12 protein-coding genes are annotated in these 17,065 nt (G+C 28.4%); 4 read left to right on the top strand and 8 right to left on the bottom strand.

The window, feature by feature from the left end:
• Positions 1–173 precede the first annotated feature (173 nt).
• The 6 genes from B3W71_RS13450 to B3W71_RS13425 all read right to left on the bottom strand — a co-directional run bounded on the left by B3W71_RS13450 (position 174) and on the right by B3W71_RS13425 (position 9,349).
• Entirely contained in the window at positions 174–1,730 is a 1,557-nt protein-coding gene (locus B3W71_RS13450) for a recombinase family protein (protein WP_346889447.1), read from the bottom strand.
• A complete protein-coding gene (locus B3W71_RS13445; protein WP_346889446.1) occupies positions 1,723–1,899 on the bottom strand; it encodes a hypothetical protein in 177 nt (58 codons plus the stop codon). The genes B3W71_RS13450 and B3W71_RS13445 overlap by 8 nt, the downstream gene beginning before the upstream one ends.
• A 473-nt stretch (positions 1,900–2,372) precedes the next feature.
• Positions 2,373–3,881, bottom strand: coding sequence for a reverse transcriptase family protein (locus B3W71_RS13440; RefSeq protein WP_346889445.1), 1,509 nt, complete (start codon positions 3,879–3,881; stop codon positions 2,373–2,375).
• Positions 3,878–5,686, bottom strand: coding sequence for a hypothetical protein (locus tag B3W71_RS13435; protein ID WP_346889444.1), 1,809 nt, complete (start codon positions 5,684–5,686; stop codon positions 3,878–3,880). Before B3W71_RS13435 ends, B3W71_RS13440 begins: the two co-directional genes overlap by 4 nt.
• Entirely contained in the window at positions 5,686–8,625 is a 2,940-nt protein-coding gene (locus B3W71_RS13430) for a hypothetical protein (protein WP_346889443.1), read from the bottom strand. Before B3W71_RS13430 ends, B3W71_RS13435 begins: the two co-directional genes overlap by 1 nt.
• Before the next feature lie 457 nt (positions 8,626–9,082).
• On the bottom strand, positions 9,083–9,349 hold the full coding sequence (locus tag B3W71_RS13425; protein WP_346889442.1) for a sugar phosphate nucleotidyltransferase: 267 nt from the start codon (positions 9,347–9,349) through the stop codon (positions 9,083–9,085).
• A gap of 264 nt (positions 9,350–9,613) precedes the next feature.
• On the opposite strand from B3W71_RS13425, the gene B3W71_RS13420 reads away from it, so the two are divergent.
• The 4 genes from B3W71_RS13420 to B3W71_RS13405 all read left to right on the top strand — a co-directional run bounded on the left by B3W71_RS13420 (position 9,614) and on the right by B3W71_RS13405 (position 13,701).
• Positions 9,614–10,720 carry an LCP family protein gene (locus tag B3W71_RS13420; protein WP_346889441.1) on the top strand — a complete coding sequence of 369 codons (1,107 nt, stop codon included), beginning with the start codon at positions 9,614–9,616 and terminating at the stop codon, positions 10,718–10,720.
• Positions 10,721–11,457: 737 nt separating this feature from the next.
• Positions 11,458–12,537 (top strand): LCP family protein, encoded by a 1,080-nt coding sequence (locus B3W71_RS13415; protein WP_346889440.1) that lies wholly within the window; start codon positions 11,458–11,460, stop codon positions 12,535–12,537.
• A complete protein-coding gene (locus B3W71_RS13410; RefSeq protein ID WP_346889439.1) occupies positions 12,512–12,733 on the top strand; it encodes a hypothetical protein in 222 nt (73 codons plus the stop codon). Before B3W71_RS13415 ends, B3W71_RS13410 begins: the two co-directional genes overlap by 26 nt.
• A 17-nt stretch (positions 12,734–12,750) precedes the next feature.
• Positions 12,751–13,701, top strand: coding sequence for an LCP family protein (locus B3W71_RS13405; protein ID WP_346889438.1), 951 nt, complete (start codon positions 12,751–12,753; stop codon positions 13,699–13,701).
• A gap of 37 nt (positions 13,702–13,738) precedes the next feature.
• Here the strand turns inward: B3W71_RS13405 and B3W71_RS13400 are convergent, their stop codons facing one another.
• Together B3W71_RS13400 and B3W71_RS13395 are read right to left on the bottom strand one after the other, a co-directional pair.
• Positions 13,739–15,472, bottom strand: coding sequence for a phospho-sugar mutase (locus B3W71_RS13400; protein WP_346889437.1), 1,734 nt, complete (start codon positions 15,470–15,472; stop codon positions 13,739–13,741).
• Between the two features lie 112 nt (positions 15,473–15,584).
• The gene (locus B3W71_RS13395; protein ID WP_346889436.1) at positions 15,585–17,054 is read right to left on the bottom strand and encodes a lipopolysaccharide biosynthesis protein; all 1,470 of its coding nucleotides are present in this window, start codon (positions 17,052–17,054) and stop codon (positions 15,585–15,587) included.
• Between the last annotated feature and the right edge of the window lie 11 nt (positions 17,055–17,065).

Genomic DNA, 17,065 nt, shown 5'->3' with positions numbered 1-17,065 from the left:
TTAATAAACTATTGCCCCATTTCTTTTAATTTCTTCTGACTTACTATGCTTAAAAAATAAACTACTAGAAATTTTACATGCAAATGAATCTACTTATTTTGTTCTAACTTCATCAATAGTATATTAAATACACTATACTTTATATTGTAATTTAAGCTTCTCTATAATTATATTTATTTATGAAATTTAAAATATACCTGTACATTTTTTTCCTTTGTATTTTCATCTTCTATTATAACAATTTTATCAATTAGGGTTTCTACTAATTTTCTGTCAATTGTTTTTCCACTTAGCAAAGCATCCATTTCATGTTTATATTTCTTTAGCATCTCTTTTACATCGCCATTATTAGCGTTTAAACTTTTTAGTTCATCTCTTTTTTTTATAAGTTTATCTTGCTTTATTTGAATCTCATTCAACATAAACTTAAAATTTCTTTCGTTTATTGTTTCTTCTAATTTATCTTCATATAACTTTTTAAACTGATTATCCAGAAATTTTAGTTTCTTTTCTACTAACTCCAAATTATTTAGAACATTATTTTTCAATTTTAAATTATTATACTTATTATAGATTTCTTCTTTATCACTTTTTTGTTCCACCATATTTTTTATTTCGTTTGAGACAATCTCTATAAGCTTGCTTTCCTTAATACTGTGAGGAGAACATCTTTTAGCCCCTTGCTGACTATTTGTACACTTATATCCTTCATAGCTTTTTCTATAAGTCATACTGCCACTACACTTTCCACACTTTAGTACTGTAGAAAATGGATGAACTATTCCATTCCTATACCTGTAATTATTAGTAGAACGGTTTTTTATCATTTCTTGTGTACGATTAAAAATTTCTTTAGTGACTATACCCTCAAATTCCCCTCCATAAATCCACTGTTCTTTGGGCATAACATTAATTTTTTTTACCTTATAACTTACTTTCTTATATCTTCCTTGTACCATATAACCACCATACTTAGGATTTCTAAGTATACTCATTATTGTATTGTTACTCCATTTACCAAGTTTTTTTCTAGCAAAATTCTTAACCTTATTTGATGGTGGTTCAATTTCATTTTTATTTAGATAAGAGGCTATCTTACCTGCTCCCCATCCTGATAGATATTTATTAAATATATCTTTTACTACTTCTGTACTCTCATCATTTGCTGGATCTAAAGATATTGTTTTTAAATTTCCTTCATAAGTTTCTGTAAATTTATACCCATATGGTGGTTTACTTGCAATACTGCTTCCTCTTTCCATTCTTGTCTTAAGTGCAGAACGGACTCTTTTGCTACAGTCTTTTATATACATTTCATTAATAATGTTCTTGAAAGGGATAATATCATTGTCAAATTCCTGTTCTGTATCTACACTATCAAGCACAGATACAAATCTAATGTTGTTTACTTTAAAGTAATCTTCTAAATAATATCCAGCAAGAATATAGTTTCTAGAAAATCTAGATAAGTCTCTGGTAACTATCATATTTATTTTATTACTTTCTATATCTTCTTTCATTCTAATAAAAGATTCTCTTTCAAAGTTAGAACCAGAACTACCTTGATCTTCATAGATATCTATTAAGTTATATAGGGAATCTACATCTTCCTTAGACTTATCTAGTATCCATTTCTTTAGATTTTCAACCTGCATTGGAATAGACTCTGACTGCTCTTTTTTATCTGTAGAAACTCTTGCATAAATCGCTATATTCCATATTTTATTCATTTACATCCATCTCTTCACTTGTGGATGAATAGCATTTATCAATTCTATTATTTCGCTCATTCTTAATATTTTCTTCTATACTTCTCATTTTATCTTCTACTAATTGATTAAATAGCTTTGTAAAATCTTCTATGCCATAAAATAAAGTAATTGGTATATCTTTTTTCATAAAGATTTCCTCCCATTTATATCTATTACTATATTTAATAGAAATTTTTATTTTTATTACCAAACCAGGAAATCTTACAATTGGTAGTAAACTTCATTTTTATCTATATTTATAACATATCTTGATTTTCATATTTTTTAGATTTCACAAAAAAGCTGTATAAAATTAAGCTTAAAACTCAATTTTATACAGCTAATCATATTTAATAAATTTCCTGCTAACAATTCATAATATTCTGTTATGACACTTCGGCGGAGCACACTAACTGTCACATAACCGAAGGATCGATTTTAAATGTGCACAGTTAGTGTCGCGGAGCTAAATTGCGCATAACTTAATGATGTATATCTGACAAATTACAACCATAGCGCAACACTACAGCAAAAAGGCCAGGAAATTTATTTTTTTATAAATTTAACGTAAACTATGTAATAATTATATCATATTTTGACTATTTTGGCTAGTATAAAGCATTATTTTAATAAATTTTCACTTCCATCTATTATCTTGGAATATTTCTCTTTATTTACACATGCAAGCCATGATGTCATTCCCTTTATTTCATTTACAACACTCTGTGGTATATTTGAACCACATTCTTTAAGTTTTGATGCATTGTGTATGGCTGCCCTTAGGTTTTTAACCCACTTTTTAGGAACTCCTATTTCATCATTATTGATTACTATACCAGTTATAGCCTGCCTGTTGTTTTCCCTTAAGAATTTAGTTTTCTCAGAATTTATACTAAATCCTTCTTCTCTTATAATTTTAGAAATTATTCCAAGAACTTTTCCTACATTAATGTCCTCTTCATTAGATAATATTATGTTGTCTTTATTAAAGCTAAAACTCATATCATCTGCGTATCTTGAATAGGTAAAGTCATATTTCAAAGCAAGACCATTAAGACGCTTGTCTAGCTTGTTACAGATAATATTTGTGATCATAGGACTTGCAGGTGATCCTTGTGGAAGTATTCTATCACTAGTTTTTACATATACAGTTTCACCTTTAATTTCCATATCCATACGTTCACAATAAGTACATATCATAGCTAACAATGAAGCTACATATCCACTATAACCAAAGTTTTGAAACATTCCTCTTACTCTTTCAAATGTTATTGTAGGAAAGAATTTTTCTAAATCTATGTTGATTAAAAGTTCAGATTTAGCATGATTTTTATGATCCTTTGCACCCGATACAACAGATTTTCCTTTTATAAATCCATGAGCACATCCACTTACTTCTATTTTAGAAAGGATTTCTTCTAATATCGTTCTCTGAACATTTTTAAGTGTTTTTTTAGGAGCTGCAATATTACGTACTCCCCCTTTTTTCTTAGGAATAGTGTATCTTGTATAATTATCAAATTTCACTACATCTCTATGATATGTTAAAAATCTAAGTTGTTTATACTCAATATTAAGAAATTCTGCCAACTCTTTATCATCTTTTATAATAGGGATTCCTAACTTTGTTAGCTTTTCCTCATTTGTTTCTTTTAAAAATAAAGCTTTTGAATATCCTTTTCCAATATAAACTATATTTTCACTTTTGTGTTTCTTCCATGCCTCAGATTTAGCTTTCTGTTCAAGCTTCCTTTGTTCTTTTATTTCTTTACGTCTTTCAATGGATTCCTTCATTATAGCTTGTGAAACATCTTTTCTTATTTTCTCATAGTCCCATGTATCATCGTACTTATCTCTAAGCTCTTTTAATTTATTATTGATTTCATCTTTCTCTTTATAAAGATCATTAATGTCATTTATAACTTCTTCATATTTTTCTAACAGTTCTTTTCTTTTTAGATATTCTTCTGGTGTTTCGTTTACTTGTCTTTCATAAGGTGTAGGAAGGTCTTTAGGCCAAAATCCATATTCCTGCATCTTAATTAATGTAAATTCCTTTTTCCCCATTGTGTTTACAGCATTTCTGTAACTTTGTCTATTATCTATATTACTTCCATAGTTCTCCATCATAACAATTTCTCCATAATATCATTAATTTTGTATTCTTTTTTAGGTTCAAGCTTAACCTTCAAAAATTTTATAGAAATCATATATAAAGCAAGAATATGTTCACATGGTTCTGAAATGTTTCTTGCACCTTTTTTGAATTCTTTGCAGTCACATCTAACATAAGTTATAGCACCATCTTCATCTATTCTAATTTCTGTATCTGTATAATCATATTCGCGGTCAAAATCTGGAGTTCTATAATATTTCCACTTACCCTTTTTAGGATTTGGAGTTTTCATTGAATGTTTAAACACATATTCTCCTTCATCATTTACACTTACAATAAAGTTGTCCATCCCTTCATTAATATGCTCCTGAACATTCAATTCAGTTTCTGTAGTTTTGTACATCTCCTCTGGAAGGGGTTCACTTATTAATCTTCTAAATCTAACTTTATCGTTAATAGGATCATAATATCCTTCACCTTTTTTTAGAAGCATTCCTATTCCTGCTTTACATGCAGATTTTGAATCTTCTTTTAGTTCATTGAAGATTTCATCCATAGATAATGCTCTCTTCTCCTTAAGAAGCTCATATACCTTATTATAATTTCCTTCTCCAATAAATCCTCCCATTATATTAAATGCAGTTCCTTTAACCCAGTCATTAGAAGACCATGATGTAAGTCCAACTGTCATTTTCATACTTCCCATATCAGCTATAATAAACTGTGGCATTCCAAAGCCTAACAATCTTATTTTAAAGGAATTGGCTAGTGGAATTACTTTCTCCATAACAAGCCATCTTCTTCTTCCCCAGATTTTTTCTTCTCTTTTCTTTTCACCATTGTATATTGATTTTAAAGTAAGAACTTCTTTAAAAGGCTCAAAAAGGATTTTTATATTTTTACCTGGCTCTAATATCCATTTCATATATCTTGGGCTTTCCTTAGCTTTGTGCCTTCTTAAATAAGAGCATATATCATACATATCAGTCTTATTAATTGTAACATCAATGCCTCCAAGGCTGGCTGCTGCTGATACCTGGTTAAAGCCTTTTATCCATGTTTCAGGAAGATCTATTTTCTTTTCAACATATTCAGGCATTACACCACTTTCAACTGAAAAGCCTTCTGGATTTACAGATAAATTCACTTCATTGTAGGTTCTAAATCTCTCAATTTCTTTTGCAAGCTTATAACTAAAATCTATATTAGTAGTACCAAGCTTAGGTTCTTGAAGAAGTTCAAATTCATTAATATCTATAGATAAACATCCATAAGTAGATTCATCTATTGAAAAGGCTTCAAAGGAAACTTCATCTTTATGGACTGTAATTACTGGATCTAATACAAGCCATAAATCGTAGTCTCTATCTCTTAAGAATTTCCAAAAATTTCTTTCAAGGTTATTATAATCTCTCCAAATATCCTGTTTATCTATTTCTCCTTTTATTTTATTTCTTAATTTATAGAGTTTTTCTATTTCACTGTCTTTCTCCCCAATTTGAGAAATTAACTCATTCATATTATCATTAAGCTCTTCTCTGACCTGTGGCATATATTGTTCATGCTTAACTATTCTTCTTTCAATTTCACCTTCAAGCCATGCAAAAAAGTCAACTCTTTCTTTCTTTTTAATACTTGTATCTGAAATTACTATTTCTCTAAGCATAAGCATTGCATCCCTAAAAATAAGAGGGTGCTTAAGTTTCCCTAAAAATGATACTTTTTCTTCTCTGGTTAAATCAGGACTAAGACCAAGTGTAGTTTCATTTCCATTGCCAGTGCACATGGAAGGACTTGCATAATTATATTTTACTTTCATTATATAGCTGCCTCCTTTCTTATTTTAGCTAAAGTAACAAGAGCTTTCTCTGAATCCTTTATTATATTTGATCCTCCCATATCTAGTAAAAGATTTTCCACTTCTTCTTTTCTATCTTTATATTTAAGTGCAAATTTATATAGTGCATCATATACACTGTCTTTATTCTTACGTACTTTATTAGGAAGTAATAAAAGAGTTTTTACATAATACATAAACAAATCTTCATTATCTTCTCCAAGACTGTTTAAAATATTGTCTGCCTTATTGGAAATATATACTTTAACTTCTGCTGATGTATGTTCAAGCATATGTAAAATAAAATCTTCTGGAACAAATTCTCCATATATCTCTTTAAGTTTTTGTATTCCAAATGAATAAACCTTTTTAACTGGTGAGTCTATTATTATTTTATGCATCTTCACCCTGTACTCTTCATTCATCTCATTAAAGATTTCTATGGATTTTTTATTCAACATCTCAACATCACTTTCAAAGAAAATAAGCATTGTTGAATATCTTTCAATAAGTTCATCTTCATTTATATTAATAATTTCAAATAATGTTTTTAGCATTTTAGATGTACCCGTTTCTAAAATTCCAATTATTGCACTATCTGAAGGTATTCTATTATTCATAATTGAGCCTATTAAGTTTATTATCATATTATTTCTACTGCTCAATTTTTTGTCTTTATAATTAAATTCAAAGTCTTTCAATATTTCTCTAAGCTCTGAATATGAAAGTGCAAAAATAACCTCTTCTAAATAGCTTTCAATAAAACTTTCCATAGATCCTTTTTCTAAAATTGAATTTATTACACTTTTAATCAATTCACTCTTTTGTCTTTCTGTAATTTCTGTAATTTTATTTACAGATAATGAAAGGGTATCTGCTATTTCTTTAGGAAGCTTAACAGAAGAATTTTTAAATCTATCATCTGCATTAATCAGCGCTTTAACAAAGCCATCATAATTATTTAGTCCTATAGAGCTAATATTAGAATTAATATACTCTATCCATTTTTCTAGATTATCTAAAAACATTAACTCTACAATATTATTGCATGTAAGGCATCCGTTGGTTCTGTTAAAGTAATTTACTCCAAGTTCATTAATATCTTCATTTTCATTATTTATTAAAGCTAACATTATATTAAAGTCAAAAGTCTCTTCATTATTTAATTTATCTTCAAGAACCTCCATAAACATCTGAGCTAATGGTTCGTACGTTGTCATTGTTAATTTTATAAGCTCTTCATAATTCATTTTTTCTATTAACTTACTAGTTCTTTCTGATTCTTTTAAAATAAAATAACATGCTTTAAATATCGTATTTATATGAGCATTAGAAGCAATATACAAAACATCTTCCAAATGGTTGTCCCAAATTTCCTTTTTAACCTCATATCTTCCCCGAAGTTCTGCAAGCTGATCATTTGTCATCCACTCACTTCTTTCACTCCAGTTATCCCATCCTGTAGGAGGCTTTTCCTTAAAATCACAATATAATAAGTTCTTAATAAAATAGTTAAACTGGAAATTCCCTTTAAATTTGCATAAGAAGTCGTCTTCTGTATAGCTTGTTAAGAGGCACTTCATAGCTTCCATAAATCTTTCGTGATCTTTTTCACCATAATGCTCTATAATTCTTCTTACATATTTTTTATGATAATTTAATTCTCTGTTTAAACTGTTTCCTTTAAAATAGTAATGTAATCTAGGTGCATCGAGGTAATAGGCTATCTTACCTATAACGTCTGCCATATTATATGCTTCTGCCTCTTGAAGTATATTTTTAAATGCTTTAAGGTCAAATACAACTCCATCATTAAAAGGCCCTTTTTTATATCTATCTTTTACTCTGGTCTTTACATATTCCCATCGACCATTATTACCACTTTCATAATGACCTTCATACTCAAGAAGCTTTCCTTGAAGAGATAGCTTTCTGTATTTTGCACCATTTAAAGTCTTGCCTTTTGGAACTTCTTTATTATCAATTTTTATTATATTAAGATCAATTTTTTCTAAATTGTCATATATCCATTTTTCTCTTTCTTTTCTTCTTTCCTTTATAACTGCATTTAAATATATTTCTGCACACCTTTTTAATCCTTCTACATAAGAATCATCAGCATAGTGTATATCCTCTTTGCAAATATACTCCGCTTCATCTATAAATGAGTCTATATTTCTCTTTGCACACTCTAAAAACAATCCACTTATTAGTTCTGTACTACCTAGTTTAAAGATATATTTATAAATTTCCTCATCTGCATCACATTCTAATAATTGTGTTAGGCTTTTCTTCCTTACATATAAATTTTTATCACTCATCATTACACATAATAATTCATAATATTCTTTTAGATTTTCAGTAAGTTTAATAATTTCATTTGGATTTTCTGCAAATCTAAAATTCTCAAAAGTAATATTAGAGTTAATAACTTTTCTAACTAATTCTAAATATGATATCTCATCAAAATATGGTATTGTAATTCCATATCCATCATCAAATTTTCTATATTCTTTGACAAGTCCTTCATTATTTAAATTTCTGCTCCATCCATTTGCTCTTGAATCTTTCTTATAATACATTTTAGGAAATTCATCCTGAATATTTCGATTGTAGTAGCCACCATCTTCAACTATGTTTACTGCTTCAAAAGATGGGAGATGTCCATCTCTTCCATTAAATACAGCATAACTTGTATAAGTTACATCATCACATAACACGTTTTCAAATCTTTCAATATCACTATTGTCTACACAATAACTTTTTTCTTCTTTAAACTTATGAATCCCATAAAGTATTAAGAAACTTGGCTCATTTTCATTATTCCATCCCCAGAAAACTAAACTTCTGTATGGATTATTTTCCTGTTTCCATATTCTCTTAGGTTCATTAGTACATCTTCCTTTAATTTTGTCACACATAAACTAACCCCCTTATCGATTTTTATTTATCCATATTTTAAAAAGCAATTTCATATATGTCGTAATTATACATATTAATTATAATTTTATCATAATATTTTATATTCATACAATTATTTCTTATACTTCGACAAAATATAATAAATACTAAAAAAGCTCTGGATATTTTTTGTGAAATCAGTTCATAATATCCATATATACAAGCAAATAGTAGTTGTGATGCTTTTCCTATAAATCATTTTTATTTTGTTGCAGCTTAAATGATGAAAAATGCTGATATTGATGTTTCTTCTTTTGTTCCTGATGTCAGTAATACTTTAGACTCTATGTCTCATATGGAAAGGTTAAAGGAATTTGTTAAAAAGCTTAATATTGAATAACCTGACTCATTCCATGATCAACTTTTAGATTTTGTGATTCTTTTAAGAAAAGGCTTGTTCAATATGACCTCTATCGTCTACAAAGCAGTCTCCTTATTACTAGGCTCTACAAATATATTTTCTTTATTTACTTGAGATAATTCCCCATGAATCTTATCAATATATTCTTTATTAGTAACTACAAATATATTCTCTTTATTTATTAAAGGTTCTATCCTTTTAACTGTGTTAGTTAAAAAGCTATCTTCATTAAAAACTTTTAAGAACTGCTTAGGATTATTAGATCGTGACAGCGGATAAAGTCTTGTACCTTTTCCCCCTGCCAAAATTAATGCGTATAACACAAGTATCACCTTTTATATTGCTTATTCCCATAATATGAGATTTAAGAGAAATTTGTGAAGGATAAAAAACTTCTTTTAATATACCATTATAAGAATTTTTATCGTATAATTATAGAATAGTTTACATACTAGCCTCTAATTACTAAATTAGCTTTATTTATTTTTGCTTAATGTTGTAATAACTTTGTAATCTATCTATTATAAATAGTTGTTAATATGTAATTGATGCATAGTATAGAAAATAATTAGAAAGGGTGCTTTATCTTGGATAATGACAAAACTTCTATTAACAGAAGAACCACTAGCAATCAAAAAAAATCTTTGGATGCTAAAAAAAGAAAGTTAAAGAAAAAAAGAGCAAAGCAACGTAAACGAAGAAAAATTATATCTATTACAATAATTTCACTAATAATATTACTCATTGTATTTTTAGTAAGTATTTATTCTACTCTAGATAAAATGAAACGCACTACAATTGATAATAAAAATTTAGAAATTAGTGATAAATTTAAAAATAACCATGAAAATATAAAAGAATATAATGATATTGTAAATATAGCATTATTTGGACTAGATGAAAAAGTGGATAATATTCAACGTTCTGATGCTATAATGATTGGAACACTTGATCCTATTAATAATAAAATTAAAATTACATCATTAATGAGAGACACATATGTTAATATACCTGGTTATGGCTATGATAAACTTAATCATGCCTATGCCTATGGTGGTGCTGAACTATCTATAAGAACTATAAACAAAAATTTTGACCTTAACATTACTGATTATATTGCTGTTGATTTTACAGAACTTGAGGATATTATTGATTCAATAGGCGGAATTGATATGAAAATGTCTCAAACTGAATTGGAGAATGTTAATGACTATCTTGATACTGTATACACAGCAGCGGGTAAAACTCCAAAGCATGTATCCTTTAGTAAAGATGGTACGGTCCATATGACAGGCTATGAAGCGCTTGGATATACACGAATTCGAGGAACTTCTGGTGGGGATTTTGATAGAACTGAAAGGCAAAGAAAAATAATGAATGAGATGTTTAACAAGATAGCGGATTCTGGATATGCTAAGCTTGCTATTACAATGAATAAGCTTCTTCCATTTGTAGAAACTACTCTGTCAAATTCTGAAATATTCTCATTAGGCACTCAAGTTTTATCTATGAATACTAGAGAGCTAGAACAAGCTAGATTTCCTAGAGACGAGTATAGTGAAAATTCTTTAATTAATGAAATCTTTTATCTTACTTTTGATGAGGATATTGCAAGAAAAGAAATTTCTGAATATCTATTTAAAGATAATAAAATCTGGGAAAATGTAAATTCCAATAATGTTTCATCTCCTTAGGATATATTAATTATTCCTATATATTAACGTATTGTATTAGTTAAAATTACCATGTAAAAAAACTCTAACAAAATATCCACCCTACTAATAGAAACACAACTAACCATCTATGGTGGATATACATGTTAGAGTTTACTAATTATTTTATCTAAGAAAATTGAGAATTTAAAAGATTTTTTACGGTTTTTCTTCCTATTATTGTCAATACTTATAAATACTTGATTCCCGATAAAATTAAAAACGGGAAAAATGCAACTAGTAATAATCTTTTAGGCTCCGTAATTATATATCAAAAATAAGACTCAGAATTGAAGCATCATTTTAACAACTTGCTTCACAATTTAACATAAATAATATCTTAGCTAAATAAAAGTTAAGTTTTATGACTAGAATTACATTAAAAATGTTAGCTCATAATCTATGTTATTTTATAAATTCACAATGTGGTAATATTGATACTATAGAAAAATTAGGCACTTTATTTTTGGATAAATACATAAAATACTTTTGTTTTTAGTAGATTTTTTTGTTTTAAATCGTATTGCATTTATTTCGCTATCATTTGGCTAGCATAACAAGTTATCGTACAAATATATTGTAATATTTATGTAAAAATTCTTATAATGCCTACTTTATTTTTATGTATATATTATAATAAAGTATACATTATTTTATACACATATTAGTTTTAAAATCGATTTTACCATAAAAATAATAAGTTTTAGGATGTGATTGTATTGGGAAATTCTAACAAGAATTCAAATGAAAGAAAAAGAAAAAAACGAAACTCTAAAATAACGATAGCTATTATTTGCATTATTACGCTTATATGTATACTTTCTATTGCGTGGATTTATGGAAATAATCTATTATCTAAAATGAAAAGAGTTGAGATTGACGAAAGCGATCTAGGTATTAAAGAAGAAGTTACTGAAAAAATTGAAACTAGTGAGATTAAAGATATAGTAAATATAGCAATCTTAGGTGTAGATGAAAATGAAGCTGAAGATGATGTAGGTCGTTCTGATGCTACTATGATAGCAACCTTTGATCCTGTCCATAAAAAATTAAAAATTACTTCTATAATGAGGGATACATATATAGATATACCTGATCATGATAAGGATAAGCTTAACCATGCCTATGCCTATGGTGGACATCAACTTACAATAAAAACTTTAAATCAGAACTTTGGGCTTAATATTAAGGATTATGTAAAAATTAATTTTCAAGAACTTGAGGAACTTGTAGATGCTATCGGTGGTATAGATATCGAATTATCAGATGAAGAAATTACAGAAGTAGATAATTATATTGTATTAGTTTCAGAAGCTCTAAATATACCTACTGAAAAATTAATTAAAGATGAAACAACAGGAAAAGTTCACTTAAATGGTTTTCAAACTTTAGGTTATTGTAGAATTAGAAGTACTGCTGGAGGAGACTTTGATAGAACTGAAAGACATCGTAAAATTATGACAGAGATGTTTAATAAGATCTCTAGCGCAGGTACATCACAACTTGCCTCTATGGCAACTAAGCTCTTACCTTATGTAGAAACTAGTTTATCTAATAAAGAAATACTTAATCTAGCAGCTAATGTACTTAATTTAGGAACTAAGGATATAGAACAAGAAAGATTCCCTAGAGATGAATATTCTCATAACTCTAATATTAATGATTTATTCTACCTATGTTACGATGAAGCTTATACAGAGGAACAAGTGCATGAATATATATTTAATGATAGAAAAATGTGGCTAGAGCCTAATCAAAAGGTATATAACCACGATGCTGAACATTTTCACGGTAATTAAGTTTCAAATTATAACTCCAAATACAGATGCTGAGACAGAGGTTTCTACTCCAGATACTAATAATGTAAATAATTCTACAGATGAATTAAAACAGAATAATTCTAATAGTAATTATAAAACTCAAGGTGGAGAAATCTCTACAGGTACTACAGTTAAATCACCTACAGAGGGCACTGGGACAACACCAAAACCTTAATAGGAGGAAAAGCTTTCATGAGTAAAGATAAAAAAGTAAAATCTAAAAAGAGATCTAAGAAATTAACTACTGGCAAAAAGGCACTTATTATAATTTCAACTATTTTAATATTTTCTCTAGCCGCCTTAGGTAGCTATTTCTTATCTATAGTTGGTAAGTTAAATAGCGTAAGTATAAATGATTCAGACTTAGCAATAGACGATTCCAAGAATACATCATCTAAAATTAAAAATATAGCTTTATTGGGTATTGATCAAACTGATGGAGATGTTGGACGTTCAGATGCAATAATTATTGCTACAGTAGATTCTCTTCATAAAAAGTTGAAGTTAACCTCTCTATCTAGAGATAGCTATGTTAATATAGAAGGTCATGGTTATGATAAGTTAAATCATGCCTATGCCTTTGGTCAAGAAGAACTTACTTTAAAAACCATTAATCAAACTTTTGGTTTAGATATTACAGACTATGCTAAAGTTAACTTTAATAATCTTAAGGACATCATAGATATTATAGGTGGTATAGATATTACTGTAGAAGACTATGAACTAGCTGATTTAAATGGAGTAATATCAACCGCGGGTAGACAACACGTAAATGGAACTCAAGCCTTAGCATATTCTAGAATAAGATATAATAGTGGCGGAGATGATAAAAGAACGGAGAGACAAAGAATTGTACTTACAGAAATTTTTAATAAAATATCTACCGTAGGTATTCTTAAGCTTCCTTCATTGGTTAATGATATATTACCTCATGTTCAAACTAGCCTTTCAACTTCTGAAGTTTTAAGTCTAGGAACTAAAGTATTAACCTCTGGAATAACTAATATAGAACAACTAAGATTTCCTCTTCCAGAACATAGTAAAGGTGATAAAATAAACGGTATATATTATACTACCTTTGATGAAGAAGTCACTAAGGAACAAATACAAAAATATATATATGAAGATATAAAACCTGAATAAAATAAGAGCTACATGAATTAAATCATGTAGCTCTCTTTTATTTTGGTAAAAACGCTTTTATGCTATTTAAGACTGCTTCCTCTAAATATAATAAACTCTTGTCTGAACTATCGTTATTTTCACTAGTTACTCCTAAGTATATTTTCATTTTAGGCTCAGTTCCTGAAGGTCTTACCACAAAATAGCATCCATTGCAGAAAATAAATTTAATAACATTTGACTTAGGTAAATTTATATCTTCCCTACTGGAATTTTTTATATTAGTTCTACAACTTAATTTATAATCTTCTTTAATAGAAACCTCATAGTCCCCGAAACTTCTTATATCTTCACTTCTAAAGTACTCAATTATCTCTTTGATTTTCTCTTGACCTTCTTTTCCTTTTAACTCTACAGATATTAACTTCTCTTTATAGTATCCATACTCTTCATATAAATCCAATAATCCTTCGTATAAAGTTTTACCTATAGACTTATAATAGAGAGTCATTTCACATATTAAAGCTGCTGCTATAACAGCATCCTTATCCCTAACAAAGTCTCCTGCTAAATACCCGTAGCTTTCTTCAAAGCCTAGTAAAAATTTATTATCTCCTGGAGCTTCTTCAAAGTTTCTAATGAGTTCTCCTATATATTTAAATCCAGTTAAAACTTCTTTAACTTGAACATCAAACTCCTTGCATATAGGTTTTATCATATCTGTAGAAACTATAGTTTTAATTATAGTTTCATTATTGTTTAAATTCCCAAATTCCTTCAAAGATAATATTATATAGTTCGTTAATAGTACACCTACTTGATTACCAGTAAGAACTTTATATTCACCTTTATTATCTTTTACTACAGCACCTATTCTATCACAATCTGGATCTGTACCAAGAATTATATCAGGATTAAAGTCCTCGGCCATTTCTAAAGCTAGTTTAAACACCTTACTGTCCTCTGGATTTGGATATGGGGCTGTTGGGAAAGCTCCATCTGGAAGTTCTTGTTCTTTAACCACAGCTACATTTTTATAGGAAAGTTCATCTAATACTCTTCTTACAGGAATGTTCCCAGTTCCATGAATAGGTGTATATATTATTTTAAGGTCCTTACCATGATTTCTTACTAAATCTTTTCTTATAGTAAGTTCCTTTACTTTCTCTATATAAGAAGTATATAATTCTTCTCCTATATAGTTAACTAACTTTTTATCAACAGCTTCTTTTATATCTATTACTTTAACTTGATTAAAGGCATCAATCCTATTTACAAAGGTTATAATTTCATTAGCTGAGGCATCTGTAACTTGACATCCATCACTTCCATAAACCTTATAGCCATTATATTCTTTAGGATTATGTGAAGCTGTTAATACAATTCCACCTTGGCAATTTAACTCTCTTACCGCATAAGAAAGCATTGGTGTCGGTGTAAGCTTGTCGTACAAATATACTTTTATCTCATTACCAGCTAGAACTCTAGCAGCATACTCTGAAAACTCCTTAGACATGTGGCGAGAATCATACGCTATAGTAACCTTAGGAGAAGTATATTTATCTTTTAAGTAATTAGCAAAACCTTGTGTGGCTTTCCCTACAGTGTATATATTTAATCTATTGCTTCCAGCTCCAATTATTCCCCTTAGTCCTCCTGTTCCAAATTCTAGATCTTTATAGAATCTGTCTTCTAGATCAGTTTCATCAGCAATGCTTTTTAACTCAGCTTTAGTTTCCTCATCAATTTCTGGCGAGTTAATCCATAGCTCATACTTATTTCTATAATCCAATTTTATCCCTCCTATTAGTTACACTTGTCTTAAATTATATTGATTTATTAAAATGTAGTAATAATATTTATTACTGTAAATATTATTAGGATAAGTTATTTATATTTGTATATTATTTTTGTTCAACATTTTTAATACTCTTAGCTTTAGATATCATACTTTTAATAGTATTTCTATATAGGAATAAAACTATTAATATAACTATAGCTCCAATGATTACTGTAATCATAGAAAACTCTCTAAAGCTTGAATATAGAGCAAGAACTAATATAGCTACTATAGCTATTGTAGTTCTACCTATATGATAATCTACTTTATAAAGCCTTGTAGATATTAAAGTTCTTGCATAATAAAATACGATATATGCAAGTCCCGTAGAAATACCAGCTCCCTTTGATCCTAAAATTGGTACTAAAATGCTATTTCCCGCAACATTAAATAAGCAAGCCAAAGATGCTATTATTACATGGTACTTAGGTTTCTTTTTAAAGTTTATACCTACAACAGATACCTCTGACATAGTATATAGTACTGGCATAAACACTAAAAATGGCATTATGTAAGATGCAACTCTATACTTTTCTCCCAAAAGCAGTACAATTATATCTTTAAATAATATTAAACCAATTCCTACTCCAAACATCAAAAAACTTACTATATCGTTTATGTTTGAGAAAAACTTTGTATCCTCTGGACTTTTTTCATACTTTTCAAAAGCCACTGGTAGCCAAAAATTTGCAAATGATGCCTGTAGTATATTTAAAATGGCTATTATATTATTAGCTGAATTATAGATTCCTACTTCATAGTCACCATAATAAGCTTTAATGGCCATTTTATCGGCTGATTGAAATAACCAAGTAACTAATACTGTAAAAATTAAAGGTATGCCATATTTTAAAATGTCGATTTGAGAGTTTTTAAGTTTTTTTCCTTTAATGTCTCTAAAATTCCAACTATCTCTTTCAGTAAATACAGATACGACAACTAGTACTAGATTTGAAACTAAAGTTGCGTAGGCAAGGGTCAAAAAGCTATTATTATATATCATGAAGAATAATCCTATAGACATAAGATAACTAATTTTTTGCATCACTTGAAGCATAGAATATAGTCTACCCTTTTGCTTCATTCTTACTGTCAGCAGAGAAAATCTATTTATAGATGATAAACTTATATTTAATATAAGTAATATTATAAAGCTTAAATTATAATCAGATATTACATACTGTGATATCGGCACTTTAAATATAATAATTATACATGCTACTATTACATTTAATATAAGAGGAATCTTTACACTTTCAAATAATAACCTATTTCTATTTTGTTCTTCCTCCTCATAAAAGAATCTAACATAAGATTGATCTAATCCGCAGGTTATAATTAACATAACTATATTAACATACATGGTAAATAATCCAAACTTACCATACTCAGCTGGATCTATTATTCTTGTTATAAGAGGTGCTGATATAAGTCCTATGACTAAAACCAGCCAATTTCCTACGGAAAAAGATAAAAATTTTCTAAGTAAGGAATTACGCCCCAACGCATTTAATTTAGAATTTAAATTACTCATATATTTATACT

The sequence above is a fragment of the Clostridium sp. UBA1056 genome (genome assembly GCA_002316385.1).
Lineage (GTDB): Bacteria > Bacillota > Clostridia > Clostridiales > Clostridiaceae > Clostridium_J.
This window is presented reverse-complemented; position numbering and strand designations above follow the sequence as displayed.

What these genes read in the sequence shown, in the direction of transcription:
- B3W71_RS13435 (WP_346889444.1), bottom strand. Translation starts at nt 5,686, where the DNA reads ATGAAAGTAAAATATAATTATGCAAGTCCTTCCATGTGCACTGGCAAT.
- B3W71_RS13410 (WP_346889439.1), top strand. Translation starts at nt 12,512, where the DNA reads ATGCTGAACATTTTCACGGTAATTAAGTTTCAAATTATAACTCCAAAT.
- B3W71_RS13445 (WP_346889446.1), bottom strand. Translation starts at nt 1,899, where the DNA reads ATGAAAAAAGATATACCAATTACTTTATTTTATGGCATAGAAGATTTT.
- B3W71_RS13395 (WP_346889436.1), bottom strand. Translation starts at nt 17,054, where the DNA reads ATGAGTAATTTAAATTCTAAATTAAATGCGTTGGGGCGTAATTCCTTA.
- B3W71_RS13405 (WP_346889438.1), top strand. Translation starts at nt 12,751, where the DNA reads ATGAGTAAAGATAAAAAAGTAAAATCTAAAAAGAGATCTAAGAAATTA.
- B3W71_RS13440 (WP_346889445.1), bottom strand. Translation starts at nt 3,881, where the DNA reads ATGATGGAGAACTATGGAAGTAATATAGATAATAGACAAAGTTACAGA.
- B3W71_RS13450 (WP_346889447.1), bottom strand. Translation starts at nt 1,730, where the DNA reads ATGAATAAAATATGGAATATAGCGATTTATGCAAGAGTTTCTACAGAT.
- B3W71_RS13430 (WP_346889443.1), bottom strand. Translation starts at nt 8,625, where the DNA reads ATGTGTGACAAAATTAAAGGAAGATGTACTAATGAACCTAAGAGAATA.